Consider the following 21,890-nt stretch of genomic DNA (forward strand, 5'->3'; position numbering starts at 1 on the left):
TTTTGGCACCCTTTTTAGAGGTGTCTCGCTAATGAATGGCTGCGGTTAGGTAAAATTCTGATTAAAACGAATGGCTGATTTGCTTTATATTTAGCGCGCCATTTGGCTAATTATTAAAAACCCATAATATTTCAGAGGTCATTTTGAGTCATTCTGTCCAGGGACAAAACGAAGACATTCTGAAAATCGTCGGCCGCGCCGTGTTAACACTACATGTGCATGGAGAAACCTTATCCTCGGATAAAGTGAGTTCCATGATTGCCTGTTACGCGGAAGAAGAGCCTGTCCGTGACGATGAAAACCAGCGGCTGTACGCGTTGGCGATTCAGATGCTTTCGTAAAATCCAGCACTCATCGGGTGTGCGCATGCCGCCCTGTTTATGTCGTACGTAAAGCCTCCTTGCGGAGGCTTTTTTGTTGGGGTGGTGCGGCCATTGAGAAGGTCGCCATGAATGGCGACCCTATGGCAAGATGCGCGTTGATGCGTATCGGGGATTATCAGGCGCTGAATACGGGCAACCCGCGGTGGAAGGTGGCGCGTACCGGGGAGATGCGGGCGACGGCTTCGGCGGAGCAGCTGGCCTCGACCAGCATCATGCTGGCTTCATCGTTGACCTTCGGCCATTGTCGCTCGCCCTGATTCGACAGCGGCAAAATCCCGCCGGTGGCGATATGCAGCGCGCGGCTCAAGCCAAACTCATCGGAACCGCGATACAGCTGCGCGTACAAATTAGCTTTTTCCAGCATGCTGCCGGTGCCAAACGGTGACCAGTGATCGATCACGCTGTCGGTGCCGGTCATCACCGTGATGCCCGCCGCCTGCAACTGCGGCAGCGGCATGGTCAGTTTGCCAATTGGAATGGTCGAGGCCACGCTCATCTGCTGCTCGGCCATGCCTGCAATCATCTGATCCAGCGCTTTGCCTTCCAGCGTGCCAAGCGCAAAGCCGTGGCTCAGCGTCACTTTGCCCTTGAGCTGCGGGTTTTTCGCGATGGTATCGATCATGTACTGAATCGCCGCCACGCCGGATGGCGAGGTTTCATGCAGATGGATATCCACGCCGCGCTGGAAATCAAGGGCGATCTGGAACATCGCATCCAGCGACGCCTGCATCGCGCCATCCACGTTGGTGGGATCGAGCCCGCCGACAAACTGCACACCCATCTGCATCGCTTCACGCATCAAGCCATCGACCTTCGAGTGCAGCAAACCGTGCTGCGGGAAGGCAACGATTTCACACGGGAATTCCGGATGATTCGCCAGCGCCAGCTTGAGGTGCTCAAGGCTTTTCAGGCCGCTAACCGGATCGATGTTGCAGTGGCTGCGCGCTTCGGTGGTGCCTTTGCTGTGCAGCAAACCAATGATCCCTTCCGCTCGCGCCTGCGAGGTCGGCAGCAGTTGCGGGATCAGCACCTGTTCGCGCGCAATCATATCCATGATGGTTTTGCCCTGGCGCGGACGCGGCGCTTCCCACGGGCCACCGTAAAAGGTTTTATCGAGATGGATATGCATATCGCGGGTGCGCGGCAGCAGCAGGGCGCCGTTGGCATCCCACTGTGGCAAGGCGGCGTTGCGCGCTTTGCCTGCGGCATCCATTGCCGCAAAAGTGCCGTCTTTGATGGTGATGTCGTACAGCGCGGTGCGCGTGGCGATCACCTCTTTACCGTCGCGCTCAAAGTCCTCTTCGAGGCGTACGTTGAGCAGTTGATAATGCGCAACGCGCGGCGGTGGCGTGTGCGGCTGCGGGCTGTTGGCGAGCAGCGGTGAAGCGGGCGCGGCGTAGCTGATGCCGGCGGCCAGCAGGCTACCGGCGGCGGTCAGGCTAAGGAATTCGCGACGGCTGGGAGAGGTTAGTTGCATCAGAGGTTCCATCAAATGAGAAACGCTTAATCTGGCAAAACTCAACGCAGCGCGCTGCGATATTTGCCACTGGTTAGCAGTGGAAAAATCACTGCCATTGCAACTGACAAAAGGTCACCAGCGCGGCGGCTAACGCCTGCTGTAGATCGTCCTGCGGCGCACGGCAAAACAGCGCCAGTTCAAAATGGTTGATGCTGGGCAAACCATCGGCTTCACCTAATACGCGATGTTCAGGCAAGCGGCAGCTGGCGGGCAGCAGCGTTAAGCCCAATCCGGCGGCGCTGGCGCTGGCGAGCGCCACCAAACTGGCGCTGCTGTAGCTGATGCGCCAGCTGCGGCCGAGGCTATCCAGCGTCTGCGCCATCTCTTCACGATACAAACCGAGCTGCGGGAATACCACCAGCGGCACTGGCGTTTGCTCAAAGCAGGGATGTGCGGCGCTGTCTAGCCACAGCAGCGGTTCGGGCCGCGCAGCCAGCGGACGTTCGCCGCCCGGCTGTTTGATCAGCATGATATCCAGCTCCTCGCGCTGCCAGGCGCGATGCAGATCGACATAAATGCCGCTCATCACATCGAGGCGCAGTTGCGGATGTTCGCGGCTAAATTCGGCCAGCAAGCCGGCGGTTGGCGCGGCGAAATCTTCCGGCACGCCGAGGCGCAACACGCCGTCGCGCCATTTATCGCTCAGCACGTCGTGCGCTTCGCCGTTCAGCGCGATGATGCGGCGCGCATAGCCCAGCAGCTTCTCGCCCTCTTCGGTGAGCGCCACCTGATGCGACGTGCGCTGCAGCAGCGGTTTGCCAATCATCTCTTCCAGCCGACGTACCTGCTGGCTGACGGTGGATTGCGACAGATGCACGCGATCGGCGGCGCGGGTAAAGCTGGCGGTTTCGCACACCGCCACAAAACTCAGCAGTTGCTGCGGGGTAAACATCGGCTGACGATTCATTTTTCCACTGGTCGTTATGGTGTTATTTCATTTCCAAATAGTAACGACTGCTGCAATGCTGACAACCTCTTTGCAGCAGGATTGTGTATGAATCGACATTATGACGGATTAACGCTCGGCGCTTTGGTGTTGGCTGGGCTGAATATGCGACCGTTACTCACTTCTATTAGTCCATTACTCGGCCAGCTTCGCCAGACGATGGGACTCTCTTCACTGGCGGCCTCGCTGCTGCCTGCGGTACCGATGGTGATGATGGGCGCGGTCGCGCTGCTGAGCGCTTCGCTGATGCAGCGCGTGCCGCTGCAACGCTTACTGCTGGCAGGATTGACGCTGCTGCTGCTGGCGCTGGCGGCGCGTGGCGTGATCCACAGCGGCAGTTGGCTGGTGGTTAGCGCGCTGTTTGGCGGGCTCGGCGTGGGCGTGGTGCAAATGGCGATGCCGGGCCTGATTCGTCAGCGCTTTGCGCAGCGCAGCGCGCCGGTCACCGGATTATGGGCCGGCGCGCTGATGGGCGGCGGCGGTTTGGGGGCGGCGTTATCGCCGTGGCTCAGCGATCATTTTGGCTGGTCGCTGGCGCTGACCGGCTGGGCGCTGCCGGTGCTGCTGGCGATTGGATTGTGGCTTTACGTGCGCGTGCCCACCGCCGCCAGCACGAAAAACGTTGCGCTGCCGTCGCTGTGGCGCACGCCACGCGCCTGGACGCTGGCGATCAGTTTTGGCCTGGTGAACGGCGGTTACGCCACCTGCGTTGCCTGGCTGCCGGATGCTTATCATCATCTTGGCTGGTCGGCACAGGCTGGCGGATCGCTGCTTGGCGCGATGATTCTGTGTCAGGTTGCGGGTGCGCTGCTGATGCCACTGCTGGCGCGCAAGGCGGATCGGCGTCCGCAGCTGATTATCAGCCTGGTTTGCCAGCTGATCGGCATGAGCGGCTTTCTGTTTGCTCCGCTGTTCGCGCCGTGGTTGTGGGCGGCGATTGCCGGATTTGGACTGGGCGCGGCGTTTCCGCTGGCGATGGTGTTGGCGCTCGATCACCTGCCGCATCCGCAGGCCGGTGCGCGGCTGGTGGCGTTTATGCAGGGCGCAGGTTTTATCATCGCGGGTTGCATGCCGTTTATCGCCGGTCAGCTGCAGGCATTAACCCACAGTTTCTCCAGCGTCTGGCTGATGCAGACGGCGGTGACGGTTGGGCTGATCGTGCTGAATCTGCGCTTTCACCCGCGCAGTTATGGTCGGGCCTTTGGCCGGACTACGGCGTAATTGGTCCTACCGCATGGCGCAATTGTGGCCGCGTCGTCACATAACATGAAAAATCCCGCCTGTTTCGTTGCATCGAAATAACAAAGCATTAACCATTCTCCTCCACGAAGTCCGCCACGCTGCATTTTGGTCCTACCAATTTAGCGTGGCGGGTGTGTATCACACAGGATAATGCGATGACGGAAAACACGCTGCGGGCGCGGCTCTGCGCCTGGATCACAGAGCACCAGCTGGAGCCGGGCATGCGGCTGCCGTCCGAACGCGCGCTGGCGGCGGAGTTCGGTTCGTCGCGTTCGTCACTGCGCGAGGCGATCCAGCAACTGATCAGCAGCGGCGTGTTAATCAGTAAACGCGGTGGCGGCACCTGGCTGCGTCAGCCGCCGCAGCCGTGGTCGGAACAGCGTATCGTTGAGCCAATTCGTCAGCTGCTGGCGGAGGATCCTGATTATCGCTATGACATTCTCGAAGCGCGCCACGCGATAGAAGCCAGCACCGCGTGGCATGCGGCGTTGCGCGCCACCGAATCGGATAAAGAGAAGCTGAGCTTCGCCTTTGATGCGCTGCTGAAGATTAAGCACAGCGACGATGCCGATCTCGCGGCGCAGGCCGATCTGCGTTTTCATCTCGCCATCGCCGAAGCCTCGCATAACGTGGTGCTGCTGCAGACCATGCGCGGCTTTTTCGATCTGCTGCAATCTTCGGTGCTGCACAGTCGCCAGCGCATGTATACCCAACCGGTGATTTTCAATCGTCTTAACGAACAGCATCAGGCGATATTTGATGCGGTGATGGCCGGTGACGCTGAAGCGGCGCGCCAGGCAGCGATGGATCACCTCGGTTTTGTTCACACCACCATGAAAACCCTGCATGAAGATGAGGCGCGCCAGGCGCGCATTACGCGTCTGCCGGGCCACCCATGACCTCAGCACAAGGAAAATAAGGGATGATCATTTCTGCTGCCAGTGACTATCGCGCCGCGGCGCAACGCATCTTGCCACCGTTCTTGTTTCACTATCTGGATGGCGGCGCCTACGCCGAGCACACGCTGAAGCGCAATGTCGCCGATCTCTCTGACGTGGCACTGCGCCAGCGCGTGCTGAAGAACATGTCGGAACTGAGCCTCGAAACCAAACTGTTCAACGAAACGCTATCGATGCCGGTGGCATTGGCACCGGTCGGCTTATGCGGCATGTATGCGCGACGTGGCGAAGTGCAGGCGGCGCGCGCGGCGGCGCTGAAAGGGATTCCGTTTACGCTCTCCACCGTGTCGGTTTGCCCCATCGAAGAAGTGGCGCCGGCCATCAATCGTCCGATGTGGTTCCAGCTCTACGTGCTGCGCGATCGCGGTTTTATGCGCAATGCGCTGGAGCGCGCCAAAGCCGCTGGCTGTACCACGCTGGTGTTCACCGTCGATATGCCGACGCCGGGCGCACGCTACCGTGATGCGCACTCCGGCATGAGCGGCCCCAATGCGCCGCTGCGTCGTTACTGGCAGGCGGCAACGCATCCGCAATGGGCGTGGGACGTCGGTTTACATGGCCGTCCGCACGATCTCGGCAATATCTCCACCTATCTCGGCAAACCGACCGGGCTGGAAGATTACATCGGCTGGCTGGCGAACAACTTCGATCCGTCGATTTCCTGGAAAGACCTGGAGTGGATTCGTGAATTCTGGGATGGCCCGATGGTGATCAAAGGCATCCTTGATGCGGAAGATGCGCGCGATGCGGTACGTTTTGGTGCCGATGGCATTGTGGTGTCGAATCACGGCGGGCGTCAGCTGGATGGCGTGCTGTCGTCGGCGCGCGCGTTGCCGGCAATTGCCGATGCGGTGAAAGGCGATATCACTATTCTCGCCGACAGCGGCATTCGCAGCGGGTTGGATGTGGTGCGCATGATTGCGCTCGGAGCCGACAGCGTGCTGCTGGGACGCGCGTTTGTCTATGCGCTGGCAACGCACGGTCAGCGCGGCGTTGAAAATCTGCTCAATTTGATTGAGAAAGAGATGAAAGTGGCGATGACGCTGACCGGTGCGAAATCGATCAAAGAGATTACTCAGGCTTCGCTGGTGCAGGCTAACGCGCTGCTGAGCGAGGCGGGCTTGAGTCCGGCGCGTCCTCGCGCGGTGAGCTAATCCAGCAGAATGAGTCATGTTGTCTATACTCAATAGCTGTCGAACATAACAGGAGGAATGACATGACCATTCATAAGAAAGGATCGGCCCATTGGGAAGGCGACATTAAAGGCAAAGGTACGGTAAGTACGGAAAGCGGCGTGTTGAGCAATCAACCTTACGGTTTCAATACTCGTTTTGAAGGCGAGAAGGGCACCAACCCGGAAGAGCTGATTGGTGCCGCACATGCCGCGTGTTTCTCCATGGCATTGTCATTGATGTTGGGCAATGAAGGGCATCCGCCTACAAGCATTGATACCACCGCTGATGTGTCGCTGGATAAAAAGGGCGACGGGTTTGCCATTACCAAAATCGCGCTGACCAGCGCCATCGTCTTGCCGGGTATTGATGAGGCGAAGTTTGATGAGATTATCCAGAAAGCCAAAGCGGGCTGCCCGGTCTCTCAGGTACTGAATGCTGAAATCACGCTCGACTACACGCTGAATAAATAATCGCCCAAATGGGTGACCAGCGTTAGAATCAACGGTGCGCCTTAGGGCGCATCGTTGCTTTCTGTCGTCTGGAGGATGCGTGGCAAAAAAACTGGCTGCAACCAAACACTGGAAAATGATCGTGGTGCTGTTGTGCATCTGCGGGGCGCTGATGCTGATTCGCTGGGCGGCGATGATATGGGGATGAAAGAGTGGATCAGCAGTCACAAGCTTGGCGTGTTGGTGATGGTAATTTTAGTGCTGGAGTTACTGCATTATCTGCTCACGGCATCGTGGTTCCCATGGCAGATCGGCTAATCAATCAGGCGAACTCACTGTCTGTCTGGCGTACGTTACGCACGCTGCTGCGCGCAATGCGATAGGCCTTGCGTGGATCGCCCGCCACGAACTCAAAAGTGGGCGAGAAATAGAATGGCAGCCAGCCGCCGAAGCCGCTTTCCCATTCCCAACGTACGGGGCAGGGCCAGAGAATGCCATCATACAAAATGTAGTAAACCCAGCGTCCGTTTGGACGACGGGGGCGAGATGTTTTCATTGGATTCACAACGGTGATAGTGAAAAGCAGCTTATATTTTGAACGCTACAACCCATTCTTGCAATGCCGTTTGGCTACTATTTGCGCAACTTTAATAAAGCTGGCACCGAATTAACGGTGCACTTCGCCACAAAGTAAGACCACATTTGGCCGCACTTTATGGATGCGATCGGCCATCTGCTCACAGGCCACTTTGGTCGGATAGATACGCTCCGAAACCGGTAAGGCATCACAGGCATCATGCCCACACGCGCTCACTAATAAAACAAAACCAATCAGCATAATCAGACTCCTTTAACACCTTCTCGCTGGTACGGAATGTGTGGCTGGTCGTTCCCTTTTTTTGATCCAGTATAGCTAAACGCCTTGAGAGTCAATTATCACCCTGAGCGGCTTTCGTGTCCGGCTTGCAAGATTATACGCATCGCGGCGCGCAACCGTAGCTCAATCTGGGCTAAACTATGCGGCCCTGATAAAAACGATGAGTGAGTTAACATGTCGAACGAAATTGCCCAGCCAGCCAGCAACCCAAAACAAGCCGCCTTGCAGCTGGTGATTGAACTGGTGCGCGCCGGAAAACTGAGCCCGCTGCAGGGTGATGCTTCTAACATGATTTCGATCTACGAGCAGTTCAAAAACCATTTCGAAGCGGAAAAAGCGTAATTTTTTTGCCAGCGGTCGCCATGAATGGCGACCCTACGCTGGCTCATCTGCGTGGGTGCGATCGTACTCTTCCTGCGCGCGTTCCAGTGATGGGCCATGCTCCAGCGCCCAGTCATACAGCGCGATAAACGGTTGTTGCAGCGTCTGCGCCAGTGGCGTCAGGCTGTATTCCACACCGATTGGCGCTGTGTTTAACACTTCACGATTCACCAGCCCATTGCGCTCCAGCCGCTTTAACGCATCCGCCAACGCTTTATGGGTGATGCCATCCAACCGACGACGAATCTCGTTAAAACGCGACGGCTTAGTACAAAGCACGGTGAGAATTAAAATCGACCATTTATTGGTGATGTGCTCCAGCACCGGCCGGGTTTTTCCTACATCTCTCAAGCTGTTACCGTCGATCTCCGCCATGGCGATATACTCCGCGATATCTGGTATAAATAAAGTGCGTAATTGTTATTAAGTATAAAATATATACCATCGGCTTTCTACCCAAACAGGAGAGAGCAGATGAGCAGACTGGATAACAAAGTGGCGGTGGTTTTGGGCGGCGCAAAGGGAATTGGTCTGGCGATCAGCCAGCGTTTTGCCAGTGAAGGCGCGACAACCTGGTTTACCTCGCGCCGCGATGAAGAGTTACAGGCCGCCAGCAGCAGCATCAACGGCAACGCGCATCCGCTGCGTGCCGATGTGAGCCAGCAGAGTGAACTAACGCGCATTATCGAGACGATCAGGCGCGAATCCGGCCAGCTGGATGTGTTGGTGATCAACGCTGGCATGGCGGAGTACGCCACCATTGATGAGATTAGCGCCGGGCATTTTGATCAAATCTTCGGCCTCAATGTGCGCTCGCCGGTGTTTGCCCTGCAGGCAGCATTGCCACTGCTGAAACCCGGCGCCAGCGTGGTATTGATTGGTTCGATTGCCGATGTGATTGGCACCGAAGGATACGGCGTTTACAGCGCCAGTAAAGCCGCGCTGCGATCCTTTGCCCGTACCTGGACGCGCGAGCTCTCTGCGCGCGGTATCCGCATTAACGTGGTGGCGCCTGGCCCGATCGATACCGATATGATGCGGGCGGCTTCTGAAGAGGTGCGCAACGGCATTACCAGCACCATTCCGCTCAGTAGAATGGGTAAACCCGAAGAAGTGGCCAACGTCGCGCTGTTCCTCGCCAGTGACGAGAGCAGCTACATTGCGGGCGCAGAAATCTGTGTGGATGGCGGTTTGACGCAGGTATAAGCATCATAAATAGCCATCTCAGGATGGCTGTTTTGCTTTGGTCAGGCGAAATACCAGGCCGGCAGGATAGCGATCAGGTTATTCAGCGTGTGCAGGAAAATCGGCAGCGCCAGGCTGTTACTGCGCAAACGCGCATAGCACAACAGCAGGGAAAACAGCGTTAAGGCGACCAGCGTTTCCCAGTGCACATATTGAGTGTGCATCACGGCGAACAGCAGGGAAGTGAGTAGCATGCAGGCAAAACGACTTCTCGGCGCCCACAGCAGAAAACCTTGCAGTAAAAATCCCCGGAACAGCACTTCTTCAAATACTGGCGCCAGCAAGACGGCGGTGAGCAGCAGAATCAGCATCGAGCTGCGCCCCTGCTGCGATTGCGCAATCAGCCAGCCTTCCGGTTGCAGAAACTGCGTCTGCGCCACCATCAATGCAAACAGCAAACCGATAAACAGCAGCGCCTGCATCGGACGCACATACCCCAGCGGAATATCGCTGCGACGCTGACAGTAAAAACGGTACAGCGGATAGATCACCGCAAACTCCACCAGGCAAAGCACTGGCATCAGCAAGCCGTTGGTGCGCAGCATCCCGTAATTGGGAAACAGCGTAACCAACATGGTCACAAGGTAATAGACCACAAAGCTACCCACGTAAAACAGCGTCAACGTAACTTTGTCGGATTGGGTGTCCATAGGCGACTCAGCGAGCAGAGGAGAGCGCATAGTAGCAACGCCGATCATCGCTGTCGAGGTGGCGTGCTGCACATTTGCGCTGCTCAAATATTCCACCAACAAGACTAAATCTGCGGCACTCGGGGCCGATAACCTTTCAAACCCTTACAGGGTGGAGATGTGCGCAGTCTGCGTTGTCATCCGCCTTTTTTGCTGCCTGTATTTCGCGAGCATTGCGCATGAATTCTGAGTTTCACCGGCACGCGGCACTGGCCGCCAGGGCCAACATGGAAGCACACACGGTACGGGTAACGCGGCGCAGCCTGCGCACCTTGTCCTCGCTGCTGTTTGGCGTGCTGCTTCTCTCTGTGGTGATGGTGCTGGTTATCGCCCATCGACAAAATATCGACGCCATCCAGCAGGATGCCAATTTGCTGCGTCAGGCGTGGCAGCAACAGCAGCAGGAGATGATCGTCGATGCGCGCGATTATGCTAACTGGGGCGAAGGCTGGAAAAACCTGCATCTGACAATCAATAAAGTCTGGGCGTGGGACGAAGAGAACTTTGGTCCGGGATTCTACAAGGAGTATCACTACGACGGCGTGTTCGTGGTGGATGGCAAGGGGAAAACCCGTTACGCGGTAATTCGCGGCAAATTATCCGATGTCACGTTAGAAAGCTGGTTAGGCGCACAAAGTGACCTTTTGGTGAGCACGGCACGTACGCTGCATGATGCCGTGGCACGCAATGCAAAGGTGGAGAATCATCCGGCCATTCTGGTGGCCGCGCCGATTACGCCGGGCAAAGTGCCGGATTTGCCGACCATTCCCGGCCCTGCTTCGGTGATGGTGTTCGTTAACATCTTTACCCCAGACAAGCTGCTCTCGTTGGGCAAATCTCTGAATGTGATTGAGCCGCGCATCGCCAGCGATTTAAACGATGCGCTGTTTGAACCTCGGCTGGTTGAGCCGGTGCTGCAGGGCGAGCCGTTGGTGTTACGCTGGCAGCCAAAAAATCCAGGTTTCGGCGTGATCTGGCTGATGATGCCGCTGCTGCTGTTCACCGCGCTGGCGGTGGCGCTGGTGACGCGTCGCGTGCTGCGTCATGCGCTGCACAATGCGGTGATCTCCGATCGGCGTTTTGAAATGCTGGCGATCAGTCAGCGTGAGTTAGCCAACAGCGAAGAGCGTTTTCGCGATCTGGCGGAAGCCGCGTCGGACTGGATTTGGGAAGTCGACGCACAGGGCCGCCTCTGCTATCTCTCCTCGCGCTTTGCGGCGGTGACCGGCCATGAAGTGAAAAGCTGGATGGGGCGTCCGCTCGATCAACTGCTGAGCCATCCCAGCCATTCGCTGGTCTCCTGGCTGATGCGCCAGGGCGAAGAGGTGCAGCATGTGCCGCTGCGCTGCCAGTTTATGTCGGCCAACGGCGAGCGCCGCATTGGGCAGTTAATGGCGAAAGCCATTCGGCGTAACGGCCTGCGCTCGGGTTTTCGCGGCACGGTGTCGGATATCACCCACGAAGTGGACGCCGAAGCGCGCATTCAGTTTCTGTCACGTCATGACATGCTGACTGGCCTCGCGAACCGCATGCAGCTGCAGGAGTATTTAACCGCGTATCTGGAGAGCGTTAGCGAGGATGATCCGCTGTTTGTTATCAGTTTCGATCTTGATCAGTTCAAACCGATCAACGATACGTGGGGCCATGCAGTCGGCGATGAAGTGCTGAATGAGATCTCGAAACGGTTGAAAAGCCTGCTGGCGCCGAATGAACTGGCGGCCCGGCTCGGCGGCGATGCCTTTATTTTGCTGCTGCGCGAAAGCACGCGCGCTGGCGTAGAATACCGCTGTCGTGCGCTGCAGCGCATGGTGCATCAACCGATCATCAGCGGCTCGCATCAGATCAGCCTTACCGCCAGCATGGGCATCGTTTCGGCACCGCAGGATGCTGCGCATCCGGAAGCGCTGTTACGCCTGGCCGATATTGCGCTGGCTCAGGCGCGCAGTGCCGGACGCGATCAGTGGGTGTGGTACTCCAGCGATATGGCCAACCATCTGCAGTCAAAACGCGACATGGTGCAGGCAATTGAAGCGGCGCTGCACAATCACGCCTTCACGCTGCATTATCAGCCGCGCTATCAGCTACAAAGTGGACAACTGGCCGGCGCGGAAGCGCTGATTCGCTGGCAGATAGCCGACGATCAGTGGATCACGCCCGATCGTTTTATCCCTTTAGCGGAAGAGAACGGCCTGATTGCGGCTATCAGCGATTGGGTGCTGATGCGTGCTTGCGTAGACGCCCGCGACTGGGGCGATCAGCGCTATGTTTCCGTCAACATTTCGCCGGTGGAGTTTCGTAATAACGATCTGGTGCAGCGCGTGGCGCATGCGCTGGAGGTGAGTGGATTACCGGCCACACGGCTGGAGCTGGAGATCACCGAAAACGTCACTTTTGAGAATCCGGATCGCGCGCTGGAAATCATGCAAGGCCTGCGCGCGCTCGGCGTGCGGCTGACGGTGGACGATTTTGGTACTGGCTATGCGGCGTTGGGTTATCTGAAAACCTTCCCGTTCAACGGTCTGAAGATTGATCGTTCATGGATGAAGGAGTTCCCTGAATCGCAGCAGGCACAATCGGTAGTGGCGGGGATAGTCGGCCTGGCACGCGCGTTTGCGCTGACCATTACCGCAGAAGGGATTGAAACCGAAGCACAGCTGAAAGCGCTAAAAGCGCTGTCGTGCGAGGAAGGGCAGGGATATTTCCTGGGCCGACCCATGCCGCTGGCGGCGTTTAATGCCCGGTTGCAGGAAGAAGTTACATCGTAGGGTCGCCATGTATGGCGACCCTCGTGTGAAACCGCTTAACGCACTCTGATCGCAACAAACGTCATCAGCGCCGCGAAGCCAACAAAAATCACCAGTTCCATAACGCCTCCTAACTAAGAAAATTCTTAGTTAATTGTAGTGTTCCGACGCGTGATGTTTAGACAGTGCGTGCGATTAATCCTAACTTTTGAGAGGAAGATCGTGCTTTAGAGCTAATTTATGCGACCAATTTGCTGCAAATATTTTCGCTTCACGGTCACGCTTTGCTACTCTCAAAAACCGGTTGTCTATTAATCCAGGAGGAGAAACTTGTGACCCATTATGGAAAAGCGCTACTGGTAACGGCCTTATTTGCCCTCAGCGCCTGCCAGTCCGCCAGCAAACCTGACACCAGCGCTGCTGCCAGCCACGATCCGGAAACCGATCAGTGCGGCGCATCGCAATATCAAAACTACGTTGGTCAGCCATTATCGACACTCGACAGCAAACGCTTCGCGGTGCCGGTGCGTGCCATTCCGTGGAATTCAGCGGTAACGATGGATTTCAATCTGCGTCGGGTGAATTTCGCGGCAGATCAAAGCGGTAAGATTTCCCGGGTGTACTGCGGATAACACCAAAACGACATTGCATTGTCATCTGGCTGTCACAGCGCCGGGCGAGGATAACTGCGCACTACGGAGATTTCCTCGTCACTCTCGAATATGCAATGCTCGTCTTATTTCTTCCCGCTTCGGCGGGAATTTTTTTATCTTTCGGCCTGTAAGGCTGATAGAGGAGCGATGATGAAAAAGAGTGCAAAACTGCTGCTGTTAACGCTGATGTTAAGCCCGCTGGCGCAGGCATCGAGCGAAGCGGCGTGGCAGCAAAACGACAAGAACATGCAGCAAAGCTGTCTCAAGGCCAGCGGCCTGAAGTCAGTGAAAGTGGTCGGTAAGCCGATGCAGTATGATGACAGCGTGGGCTTTGATGCGCTGCTGCTGGAAGGTCGCTATCCGCACAAGCACATGAAAAATCAGGTCGGGCGCGAACTCTGCCTGTACCAGCGTCAGAGCGGTAAGGCGTTTGTCAGCGAAGCCGACCATCTGCGTACAGTAAAATAAGGGCGTGGGCCGCTAGTTCTGCGGCCCCGATTCCAGCAGTTTTGCCAGTAAGTTGCGATAGCTTTGCAGCTGCTGTTCATCCCCTTCAAATTCCAGCTTATCAATCACGCGCGCAATAATCGCTTTGCTGGTGGCAGGCTGTCCGTCATCCATCAGTTCGCGCATGACCGCCGCCAACATGTCGCTCTCATGCGGTGCATGCCAGGCTGGGCTATTGAAGTAGTCGGTAATCGCCCGACTGGCGCTGTTAGGCTGGGTTCTCATAGCTGACCTCCGCAGAGACAACGATGCCCACCGCCGGATAATGGCAGCATGGGGATATAAAGGTTAATCATGCGGACTGTCCAGAACAGACAGCGCGTCGCCAGTGAAGACTGGTGGTTTTTTAAACATAGATGCGGTGTTGAATAATGTCAGTAACGTGTAGACATATTTTTTCACGTTTGCCTGCAGTCGCGATGCGCTTATCTTGCGGCAGGCATTGTTTCAGCACATAAAGACACTAATAAACGGCCCTCAGACATGATTTGCTGTGAGCAGAATCACGCTCGACAGTGTAAAACTGCGTTTTTTCGCCCATGCCATGTTTTGCCGTCCGGTAATGTTATGAGATTGTTAGACTGAACCCTCGTTTCATTCTTCTGATGCCCACGCCCATGTTACGCTCCATCGAGTCCTGGAAAGTTAATCTGATATCCGTCTGGTTTGGCTGCTTTTTTACCGGCCTCGCCATTAGTCAGATCATTCCCTTCCTGCCGCTGTACGTTGAAGAGCTCGGGATTCGTGACGGTAACGCGCTCAGCGTCTGGTCTGGACTCACCTTCAGCGTCACCTTCATTGTCTCTGCCGCCGTCGCGCCGTTGTGGGGCAGCTTGGCCGACCGTAAAGGGCGCAAGCTGATGCTTCTGCGCGCCTCGTTCGGCATGGGCGCGGTGATTCTGCTACAGGCGTTTGTCACTCAGGCGTGGCAACTGTTGCTGCTGCGCGCGCTGATGGGCCTTACTTCCGGTTATATTCCCAATGCGATGGCGCTGGTGGCGGCGCAGGTACCGCGCGAACGCAGCGGCTGGGCGCTGAGTTGTGTCTCCACCGGGCAGATCAGCGGCGTGATCCTCGGGCCGATGATTGGCGGTTTGCTGGCGGACTGGCTCGGCTTGCGCATGGTGTTTATCGTCACGGCGGTGCTGCTGATGGTGAGCTTCCTCGTCACCCTGTTCCTGATAAAAGAGACCGGTTATACGCCGGTCAGCAAGCAGGACAAGTTGAGCGGGCGCGAAGTGTTTCGCAGCCTCGACAATCCGCGCTTAATGATCTGCCTGTTCTTCACCACCATGGTGATTCAGATGTGCAACGGCTCGGTGAATCCGATCCTGACGCTGTTTGTGCGCGAGTTGGCACCCAATGCGCAGAACATCGCGTTTCTCAGCGGGGTGATTGCTGCGCTGCCGGGCGTATCGGCGCTGATCTCCGCGCCACGGCTGGGTAAGCTCGGCGATCGTATTGGCACGCAACGCATTCTGATCGCCACTATGATTGTGTCGTTGCTGCTGCTGGTGGCAATGTCGTTTGTCACCAGCGCGACGCAGTTGGGCGTGCTGCGTTTCCTGCTGGGATTTGCCGATGGCGCGATGATGCCGGCGGTGCAAACGCTGCTGGTACGGCATTCACGCGATAACGTCACCGGGCGTATTTTCGGCTACAACCAATCGTTTATGTATCTGGGGAATGTGGCGGGTCCGCTGCTGGGCGCGGCGGTATCGGCGGCAACCGGCTATCGCTGGGTGTTCTTCGCCACGGCGATGGTGGTGTTGGTCAACGTGATCTTCCTGCGCCGCTTCTATCGTCGCCCGAAAACCACGCTGACTCCCCCTTTGAGCCAGCGTGAAAGTGTGGAAAAACCTACTGACGCAACATCAGCGCGTAATGCCAGCGCTGCTGAGAAAGCAAAAACTCCGGGCTAACGCTGGGACTCCATGAATCGTCACCGCCGACGCCCATGTGGAAGCCGTCGAGGTGCAGCCAGCAACCCTCTTCTGGCTGCAATAAGTGGCGATGCGAGGTTTCACGCAGCTGTTCAAGGCTATAACGACTGAGCGAGAAGGCGAAGTCGCCGCTCACCTGCAAGCCATTGCTTTGTAACTGACGCGTGCCGCAGCGCAAGCCATTTTCACCGGGGAACACATACGCGGTGTTGAGCGCCGCCAGCGGCAGCTGCCAGCGTGAGAACTGCGCCGCCAGCTGGCGATCCGGATAGTTCTCGTGCGGGCCCAAACCAAGCCAGCTCACCTGCTGCGGTGACTTGACCAGTTGGCCGCGCAGCCCGATGCGTGCCGGCGGCGGCAGACCGGCGGCCTGTTCCACATTGACGCTGATGGACAACTCACCGTTCGCGCTGATTTGATAGCGTTTGTGACTGGTAAAAGCCAGTTGGCCGTTGGCGTGCCATTGATGCCAGGTTTCAATCAGCACGCTGTGTTTCAGGCTATCGACCTGCATATCCACCAACACCGCTTGCAACTCATCGTAACCCGCACGTTTCCAGCGCTCGACCCACGCATTAGGATCAACATTAGCGGCTTCGCTGGTGCCGATATCATTATCAATCGGTGCACGAATAAAGCACTCCTGCAATGGCGTCAGCAGGGTTTCTTCATCATCGACAAACCATTGCACCATCTCGCCGCTGCGGCGCGAGAAGTGCCAGCGCTGCTGCGGCAGCACCACCGCCACCAGATCGTGATTGGCGATCAGTTCCGGCGCGGTAGCACCGTTCTCTACAACGCGCACCGGCAGCGCAGCGGGCAGCGGCCACTGATCCCAGGCAACGCGCGCATCCGCTTCGGACCACGGCGTGGCGTTGACCTGATGCACCGCGAGATTCAGCCATGCGTTGCCCTGCAAATCGTCACTGGTCGGCAGCGTAAACGTCTGGCTGCCTTGTGCGGCGAGTTCGAGCGGCAGTTCTCCGCTGGCGATGGCAACGCCATCCTGCTCAATCGACCAGCGCAGTACCTCGTTATCGCTGCGGCGGAACAGATATTCGCTGCTGACGGTAAAGCGATACGGCTGGTTAGCGTCACGCTGGAACTGGAAGAACTGCTGCGCGCGCTGGGCTTCAAACAGCGCCGGATGGGGTGAGCGGTCGGCAAAAACCAGCCCATTCATGCAGAACTGGCGATCGTTCGGCGTATCGCCAAAATCCCCGCCGTAGGCTTGCCAGGCTTCGCCGTTGTCGTCGTAGCGCGTCAGGCTTTGATCGACCCAATCCCAGACGAAGCCGCCCTGCAAGCGCGGGAACTGGCGGAACGCCTGCCAGTATTTTGCGAAACCGCCAAAGCTGTTGCCCATCGCGTGCGCGTATTCGCACAGGATCAGTGGACGCGTTTCGCCCGGCAGACCAATCCACTTTTTCAGCGACCACTTGGGTACCGCCGGGAAAGGCTGATCCTGATCGACGCGCGCGTACATCGGGCAGACGATATCGGTGGCGGCCGTGTTGGCGCCGCCGCCTTCGTACTGCACCGGACGCGTTGGATCGCTGCTTTTCACCCATTGATAGAGCGCATCATGGGTGCTGCCGTGACCGGATTCGTTGCCCAATGACCAGATAATGATGCAGGCATGATTGCGATCGCGCTGCACCATGCGCGTGACGCGCTCGCTGTAGGCGGCGAACCAGCGCGGGTCGTTGGAGAGACGGTTCATCGGCTGCATGCCGTGCGTTTCGATATTAGCTTCATCCACTACATACAAACCGTATTGATCGCACAGGCGATACCACAGCGGATGATTAGGGTAGTGCGCGCAACGCACGGCGTTGAAGTTGTGGCGCTTCATCAGCTCGATATCGCGGCGCATGCTGGCTTCATCCACCACCTGACCGTTTTCCGGGTGATGTTCATGGCGGTTCACACCGCGAATCAGCAGCGGCTTGCCGTTCAGGCACAGTTGCCCTTTTTCAATGCTGACGCGGCGGAAACCAACGTCATACGCTTCGGCTTCGAGCACCTTGCCATTTTCATCCAGCAGCGTCACCACCGCGCGATAGAGATGTGGCGTTTCGGCGCTCCACAGCAGCGGCTGGTTGACCGGCAAGATCAGCAGGGCGCGTTCAGGATAATGTCCGCGCTCGTCGATGATGTCGCTGCCGGGCACCTGTTCCTGCTCGCCAAGGCAGCTGTCGCCGCGCCACAGGCTGACGCGCAAGCGGCATTGTGCGGGCTGACGATCGCCAGCATGGATTTTGACGCTAACGCGCAGATCGCCGCGCAGGTATTCCGGGCTCAGTGCGGTTTCAATCTGCACATCGGCCAGTTGCGTCTCGGGTTTGTGCAGCAAGCTGACATCGCGGAAGATGCCGCTCATGCGCCACATATCCTGATCTTCCAGATAGCTGCCATCGCTCCAGCGCAGCACCATCACGGCTAAACGGTTCTGGCCGGGCTGCAGCGCGTTGCTGAGATCAAATTCGGCGGGCAGGCGACTGTCCTGCGAATAGCCGATCCACTGGCCGTTACACCACAGGAAGAAGGCCGAATTCACGCCATCGAAGATAATGCGCGTCTGGCCCTGTTGCAGCCAGTTGTCGTCAACTTTGAATGTGAGCGAGTAACATCCAGTAGGATTCTCTTGCGGCACCAAAGGCGGCGTGACCGGAATCGGATACTGCACGTTGGTATAAATCGGCGCGTCAAAACCGTGCAGCTGCCAGTTAGCGGGCACCGGCAGCGCATCGGCGCCGGGCAGATCCTGCAGCAGCCAGCTTTGCGGCACCGCTTCAGGCTGCGTGAAGTAGCTGAAAGTCCATTGGCCATTTAATGACTGGCGCGAAGGCGAAGGGCGATCGTCGCGCGCGCTGGTTTCATCGCGCCAGCTGGCAAACGGCGGATGCGCATCCAGCCGATTAAGGCTGGTGATCACCGGGTTTTCCCAGTCACGACGCGCCAGAATTTCACTCAGGGATACAGCAGATAAGCTCATGATGAGATCTCATTTATTGTAATGCGCTCACATTGCGCGAAATTTCACCGGCTGTAAAGCGTTCGACAGCAATTTTGCGTAGCGCGTTGGCATCAATCGATGCCGCCTGTGTGATGTTTTTGCCGCTTTAGTGCCAGTGAATTATTAAGCGTGGTGAGCAGAGATGAATAGCGCCGTGTTGCGGAGAATTCTGTATTGTCGCGCCCGATGCGGCCTCATACACTCAGCCCGATTTCACCATTCCGAGGTAATTATGGTCCGTATTATTAAAATCGCCGCAGTTGTGGCACTGGTCACCGCGCTGAGCGGTTGTATTTTTCCCCCTCCGGGCGGCGGCGGTTGGGGCGGCGGTCATGGTGGCGGCGGTCCGGGACGCGGCTTCGAAGGCCCACGTTAATACCCGTCATACTTCAAGCTGCAGGTGCGTTGGCTGCGTGCATTCACCTTCAGTCACTTACTAAAGTAAGCTCCTGAGGATGATTGCACTTGCCGCCTTCCTGCAACTCGAATTATTTAGGGTATAGGTTAGCGAAACGTTTCAATAAATCTTTAAACGCCTGGTGAAACGTTTCGCTATTACATATTGAAATCTAGCCGGTTTTTTTATTCTGCCGTTTGGCTGTTTTTTTCTGAAAACCCTTAAAAATCCTTGTTGTTTTATTCAGCGCAATGATAACGTCTGTTTTTCTTCTCTCATTGAGCTTGTCGCATGAAAAACCTGATTGCGGAACTCCTTCTAAAGCTGGCTGAAAAAGAAGAAGAGTCTAAAGAATTAGTGGTACAGGTTGAGGCGTTAGAAATCGTGTTAACCGCGATGCTGCGTAAACTGAATCCCGAACAATTTCACGACATTGAGGCCGCTATTAAATTAGCCATGCCGCCCGTCGCCCCCGCTGCTGAAACGCCCGATACCACCCTGCTGCGTAATTACGTAGAGAAGTTGCTGCATCATCCCCGCGTTTAACGGCTATCGCCTGTTTTTTCAGGTGAATGTCATTATCGATTTCTCGTATTTGCTTATTCCGTGCCATGCTTAGGTGGCAATAATGCTATGGAGAATCCGGTAATGAAATCGTGTCTTTTGGCAATAATGACAGCAGGCTTGCTGATTGCAGGCGGAGCAAGTGCGGCTGAGAAAACTGCACAGCAGGAAAAAATGACCATGTGTAACCAGAGCGCCGGTACACAAAATCTGAAAGGCGATGCGCGTAAAAGCTTTATGAGTGACTGTCTGAAAAAAGACAGCAAAATGGGCAATATGACGCCGCAACAAATGAAGATGAAAACCTGTAATGCTGATGCGGGCGATAAAAAGCTCACCGGCGATGCACGTAAAACGTTTATGAGTTCGTGCCTGAAGAAAAGTTGATTTAATTAACGGTTAGCTCCGTTTTATTAAATCTAATCTGCGTGAAAAGTAATAAGGGTTCATGTTTGGCGTGAACCCTTTTTTAATTGCTGTAAGCTGCAGCGCAATGGTATTCAATTTCACTTATCACGTCAGAGGAAAAACTCATATCAGGATCCTCATCACAAAATTGCGCCGATAACGCTGCCAGGATGCTTTAGTCCTAATCGATGACTAATTATTCTGAACGCCTAATCCCCGCGAAGCCGGACCGTTCGTTGGGCAGCCTTTACCCGTGGAGTCTGCTATGAATGTGCTTGATTATGCTGTGATGGCGCTTTATGCGCTGATGATTGTGGCTATAACCTTGTGGGCGATGCGCAAGGTGGGCAGCACGCGTGATTTCTTTGCCGCCGGCGGCAAAATGCCGTGGTGGCTGTCGGGCGTGTCGCATCATATGTCGGGCTACAGCGCGGCGGTGTTTGTCGCCTATGCGGCGGTGGCCTACAACATGGGCATCACCATCTACTTTTGGTGGGCGTTTCCCATCGCTATCGCGGTGTTGATCGGTTCTCGCCTGTTCGCGCCGCGCTGGGCGCGCTTGCGCATCTACATGAACATCGAATCGCCAATGGAATATCTCGCCACGCGCTACAACCTGCCCACGCAAATGGTGCTGGCGTGGAGCGGGGTGCTGCTGAAAACCTTTGATGTCGGCGCAAAGTGGGCGGCGATTGCGGTGATTATTAACGTTTTCACCGGACTCGATCCGCTGATTGGCATCTGTGTTTCCGGCGCGCTGAGTTTGTTTTACACCGTGATGGGCGGATTGTGGGCCGATGCCTGCAACGACTTCGGTCAGTTCGTGGTGCAGTTTGTCGCCGCGATTGTGATGGTGGTCGCCGTGGCGGTGCATCTCGGCGGTTTTGCTGAGCTGTTCACCATCTGGCAGAAGCTGCCGTCAACCCACACGCAGATCATTCAGGAGCCGTACAGCATCGGCTTTATTCTCGCTTATTTTGTCATCTACACGCTGAGCTACAACGGCGGCACCTGGAATCTGGCGCAGCGCTTTATTGCCGCGCCCGCTGGACGCGATGCGCGCAAAGCGGCGCGCCTCTCTGCCGCGCTCTATCTGATCTGGCCGCTGATTCTGTTCTGGCCGATGTGGGCGGCGCCGTTGCTGTTTCCTAATCTTAGCGATCCGTCGCGATCCTATTCGATGATGGCGATGGAACTGCTGCCGAATGGCTTAGTCGGTTTGGTGCTGGTGGCGATGTTTACTCACACGCTGTCGATGACCTCTTCGGATGCCAACGCCATTACTGCCGTGGTGACGCGCGATATCCTGCCCGGCATGCTACCGAAACGCTTTCAGCGCGGTAAAAGCTCGCTGCTGGTGGCGCGGCTCACCGCTTTTCTCTTCATTATCACCACGCTAGTGATTGCCATGAACGCCAGCCACTTCGGCGGCGTGCTGTCGCTGCTGATCATCTGGTTTGGCGGCTTAGTCGGTCCGATCTCCATTCCCATGCTGCTGGGTTTGCTGCCGGCGTTTCGTCGCAGCGGCAGCGCCGCCGCACTGGTGAGTTGGGCGATTGGCGTCGGCACTTTCTTCTGCGTGAAATTTATCTTTACCGATGTCAGCACCGCCACCGTGGTGGCCGCGCCGGTGATGTCTTCACTGGTGCTGTTTGTGGTGATGGGCTGGTTGCGCCGCGCGCCGGTGCGTCCTGAAGTGGATCAGCTGCTCAATGCACTCAATCAGGATCAGGATACGCCCGCCGCACAACGCTGGGCGCATAAAAGCAACGTCTCTCAGGAGGGATAAC

At 56.7% G+C, this 21,890-nt stretch carries 24 protein-coding genes; 16 read left to right on the forward strand and 8 right to left on the reverse strand.

Annotation, left to right across the window (positions count from 1 at the left end; translation table 11 throughout):
* Positions 1-143 precede the first annotated feature (143 nt).
* On the forward strand, positions 144-341 hold the full coding sequence (locus tag NQH49_RS04475) for a hypothetical protein (protein ID WP_256695734.1): 198 nt from the start codon (positions 144-146) through the stop codon (positions 339-341).
* Positions 342-498: 157 nt separating this feature from the next.
* Here the strand turns inward: NQH49_RS04475 and NQH49_RS04480 are convergent, their stop codons facing one another.
* Positions 499-1,860 carry an amidohydrolase family protein gene (locus NQH49_RS04480; protein WP_256695735.1) on the reverse strand — a complete coding sequence of 454 codons (1,362 nt, stop codon included), beginning with the start codon at positions 1,858-1,860 and terminating at the stop codon, positions 499-501.
* Positions 1,861-1,948: 88 nt separating this feature from the next.
* Positions 1,949-2,809 (reverse strand): LysR family transcriptional regulator, encoded by an 861-nt coding sequence (locus NQH49_RS04485; RefSeq protein WP_256695736.1) that lies wholly within the window; start codon positions 2,807-2,809, stop codon positions 1,949-1,951.
* An 87-nt stretch (positions 2,810-2,896) separates the two neighbouring features.
* On the opposite strand from NQH49_RS04485, the gene NQH49_RS04490 reads away from it, so the two are divergent.
* The 5 genes from NQH49_RS04490 to yniD all read left to right on the forward strand — a co-directional run bounded on the left by NQH49_RS04490 (position 2,897) and on the right by yniD (position 6,881).
* On the forward strand, positions 2,897-4,069 hold the full coding sequence (locus tag NQH49_RS04490; RefSeq protein WP_256695737.1) for a cyanate transporter: 1,173 nt from the start codon (positions 2,897-2,899) through the stop codon (positions 4,067-4,069).
* A 176-nt stretch (positions 4,070-4,245) separates the two neighbouring features.
* The gene (gene lldR, locus NQH49_RS04495) at positions 4,246-4,989 is read left to right on the forward strand and encodes a transcriptional regulator LldR (protein ID WP_256695738.1); all 744 of its coding nucleotides are present in this window, start codon (positions 4,246-4,248) and stop codon (positions 4,987-4,989) included.
* Between the two features lie 23 nt (positions 4,990-5,012).
* On the forward strand, positions 5,013-6,203 hold the full coding sequence (lldD, locus tag NQH49_RS04500) for an FMN-dependent L-lactate dehydrogenase LldD (protein ID WP_008106005.1): 1,191 nt from the start codon (positions 5,013-5,015) through the stop codon (positions 6,201-6,203).
* Positions 6,204-6,265: 62 nt separating this feature from the next.
* On the forward strand, positions 6,266-6,694 hold the full coding sequence (locus NQH49_RS04505; protein WP_154183140.1) for an OsmC family protein: 429 nt from the start codon (positions 6,266-6,268) through the stop codon (positions 6,692-6,694).
* 79 nt (positions 6,695-6,773) lie between these two features.
* Entirely contained in the window at positions 6,774-6,881 is a 108-nt protein-coding gene (gene yniD / locus NQH49_RS04510) for a small membrane protein YniD (protein ID WP_021507251.1), read from the forward strand.
* 114 nt (positions 6,882-6,995) lie between these two features.
* Here yniD and NQH49_RS04515 read toward each other — a convergent pair whose 3' ends face one another.
* Positions 6,996-7,229 carry a hypothetical protein gene (locus NQH49_RS04515; protein WP_256695739.1) on the reverse strand — a complete coding sequence of 78 codons (234 nt, stop codon included), beginning with the start codon at positions 7,227-7,229 and terminating at the stop codon, positions 6,996-6,998.
* Positions 7,230-7,340: 111 nt separating this feature from the next.
* A complete protein-coding gene (locus NQH49_RS04520) occupies positions 7,341-7,511 on the reverse strand; it encodes a hypothetical protein (protein ID WP_007887091.1) in 171 nt (56 codons plus the stop codon).
* Positions 7,512-7,724: 213 nt separating this feature from the next.
* On the opposite strand from NQH49_RS04520, the gene NQH49_RS04525 reads away from it, so the two are divergent.
* Positions 7,725-7,892 (forward strand): hypothetical protein, encoded by a 168-nt coding sequence (locus NQH49_RS04525; protein ID WP_008106014.1) that lies wholly within the window; start codon positions 7,725-7,727, stop codon positions 7,890-7,892.
* A gap of 33 nt (positions 7,893-7,925) precedes the next feature.
* Here the strand turns inward: NQH49_RS04525 and NQH49_RS04530 are convergent, their stop codons facing one another.
* On the reverse strand, positions 7,926-8,306 hold the full coding sequence (locus NQH49_RS04530; protein WP_154183138.1) for a winged helix-turn-helix transcriptional regulator: 381 nt from the start codon (positions 8,304-8,306) through the stop codon (positions 7,926-7,928).
* 99 nt (positions 8,307-8,405) lie between these two features.
* On the opposite strand from NQH49_RS04530, the gene NQH49_RS04535 reads away from it, so the two are divergent.
* A complete protein-coding gene (locus tag NQH49_RS04535; protein WP_256695741.1) occupies positions 8,406-9,137 on the forward strand; it encodes an SDR family NAD(P)-dependent oxidoreductase in 732 nt (243 codons plus the stop codon).
* Between the two features lie 41 nt (positions 9,138-9,178).
* On the opposite strand, the gene NQH49_RS04540 is transcribed toward NQH49_RS04535, so the two are convergent.
* A complete protein-coding gene (locus NQH49_RS04540) occupies positions 9,179-9,826 on the reverse strand; it encodes a CPBP family intramembrane glutamic endopeptidase (protein WP_008106020.1) in 648 nt (215 codons plus the stop codon).
* Between the two features lie 218 nt (positions 9,827-10,044).
* On the opposite strand from NQH49_RS04540, the gene NQH49_RS04545 reads away from it, so the two are divergent.
* The 3 genes from NQH49_RS04545 to NQH49_RS04555 all read left to right on the forward strand — a co-directional run bounded on the left by NQH49_RS04545 (position 10,045) and on the right by NQH49_RS04555 (position 13,730).
* Positions 10,045-12,630 (forward strand): bifunctional diguanylate cyclase/phosphodiesterase, encoded by a 2,586-nt coding sequence (locus NQH49_RS04545; protein ID WP_256695742.1) that lies wholly within the window; start codon positions 10,045-10,047, stop codon positions 12,628-12,630.
* 311 nt (positions 12,631-12,941) lie between these two features.
* A complete protein-coding gene (locus NQH49_RS04550) occupies positions 12,942-13,241 on the forward strand; it encodes an I78 family peptidase inhibitor (RefSeq protein ID WP_179451736.1) in 300 nt (99 codons plus the stop codon).
* Positions 13,242-13,412: 171 nt separating this feature from the next.
* Positions 13,413-13,730 (forward strand): hypothetical protein, encoded by a 318-nt coding sequence (locus NQH49_RS04555; protein WP_256695744.1) that lies wholly within the window; start codon positions 13,413-13,415, stop codon positions 13,728-13,730.
* A gap of 12 nt (positions 13,731-13,742) precedes the next feature.
* On the opposite strand, the gene NQH49_RS04560 is transcribed toward NQH49_RS04555, so the two are convergent.
* Positions 13,743-13,994 (reverse strand): biofilm development regulator YmgB/AriR family protein, encoded by a 252-nt coding sequence (locus NQH49_RS04560; RefSeq protein ID WP_256695745.1) that lies wholly within the window; start codon positions 13,992-13,994, stop codon positions 13,743-13,745.
* A 392-nt stretch (positions 13,995-14,386) separates the two neighbouring features.
* Between NQH49_RS04560 and NQH49_RS04565 the strand changes: the two genes are divergently transcribed.
* A complete protein-coding gene (locus NQH49_RS04565; protein WP_305961164.1) occupies positions 14,387-15,691 on the forward strand; it encodes a multidrug efflux MFS transporter in 1,305 nt (434 codons plus the stop codon).
* Here NQH49_RS04565 and NQH49_RS04570 read toward each other — a convergent pair.
* Positions 15,630-18,710 (reverse strand): beta-galactosidase, encoded by a 3,081-nt coding sequence (locus NQH49_RS04570; protein WP_256695746.1) that lies wholly within the window; start codon positions 18,708-18,710, stop codon positions 15,630-15,632. The two genes, NQH49_RS04565 and NQH49_RS04570, sit on opposite strands and share 62 nt — an antisense overlap.
* 253 nt (positions 18,711-18,963) lie before the next feature.
* On the opposite strand from NQH49_RS04570, the gene NQH49_RS04575 reads away from it, so the two are divergent.
* The 4 genes from NQH49_RS04575 to NQH49_RS04590 all read left to right on the forward strand — a co-directional run bounded on the left by NQH49_RS04575 (position 18,964) and on the right by NQH49_RS04590 (position 21,889).
* Positions 18,964-19,107: a hypothetical protein gene (locus NQH49_RS04575; protein ID WP_196761357.1), complete on the forward strand. Its 144-nt coding sequence runs from the start codon at positions 18,964-18,966 to the stop codon at positions 19,105-19,107.
* Between the two features lie 312 nt (positions 19,108-19,419).
* A complete protein-coding gene (iraP, locus tag NQH49_RS04580) occupies positions 19,420-19,674 on the forward strand; it encodes an anti-adapter protein IraP (RefSeq protein ID WP_256695747.1) in 255 nt (84 codons plus the stop codon).
* 102 nt (positions 19,675-19,776) lie between these two features.
* Positions 19,777-20,079: a PsiF family protein gene (locus NQH49_RS04585; protein WP_008106038.1), complete on the forward strand. Its 303-nt coding sequence runs from the start codon at positions 19,777-19,779 to the stop codon at positions 20,077-20,079.
* Positions 20,080-20,365: 286 nt separating this feature from the next.
* Positions 20,366-21,889, forward strand: coding sequence for a sodium:solute symporter family protein (locus tag NQH49_RS04590; protein ID WP_256695748.1), 1,524 nt, complete (start codon positions 20,366-20,368; stop codon positions 21,887-21,889).
* Position 21,890: the final 1 nt, after the last annotated feature.

The organism is Pantoea trifolii, from assembly GCF_024506435.1.
GTDB lineage: Bacteria > Pseudomonadota > Gammaproteobacteria > Enterobacterales > Enterobacteriaceae > Pantoea > Pantoea trifolii.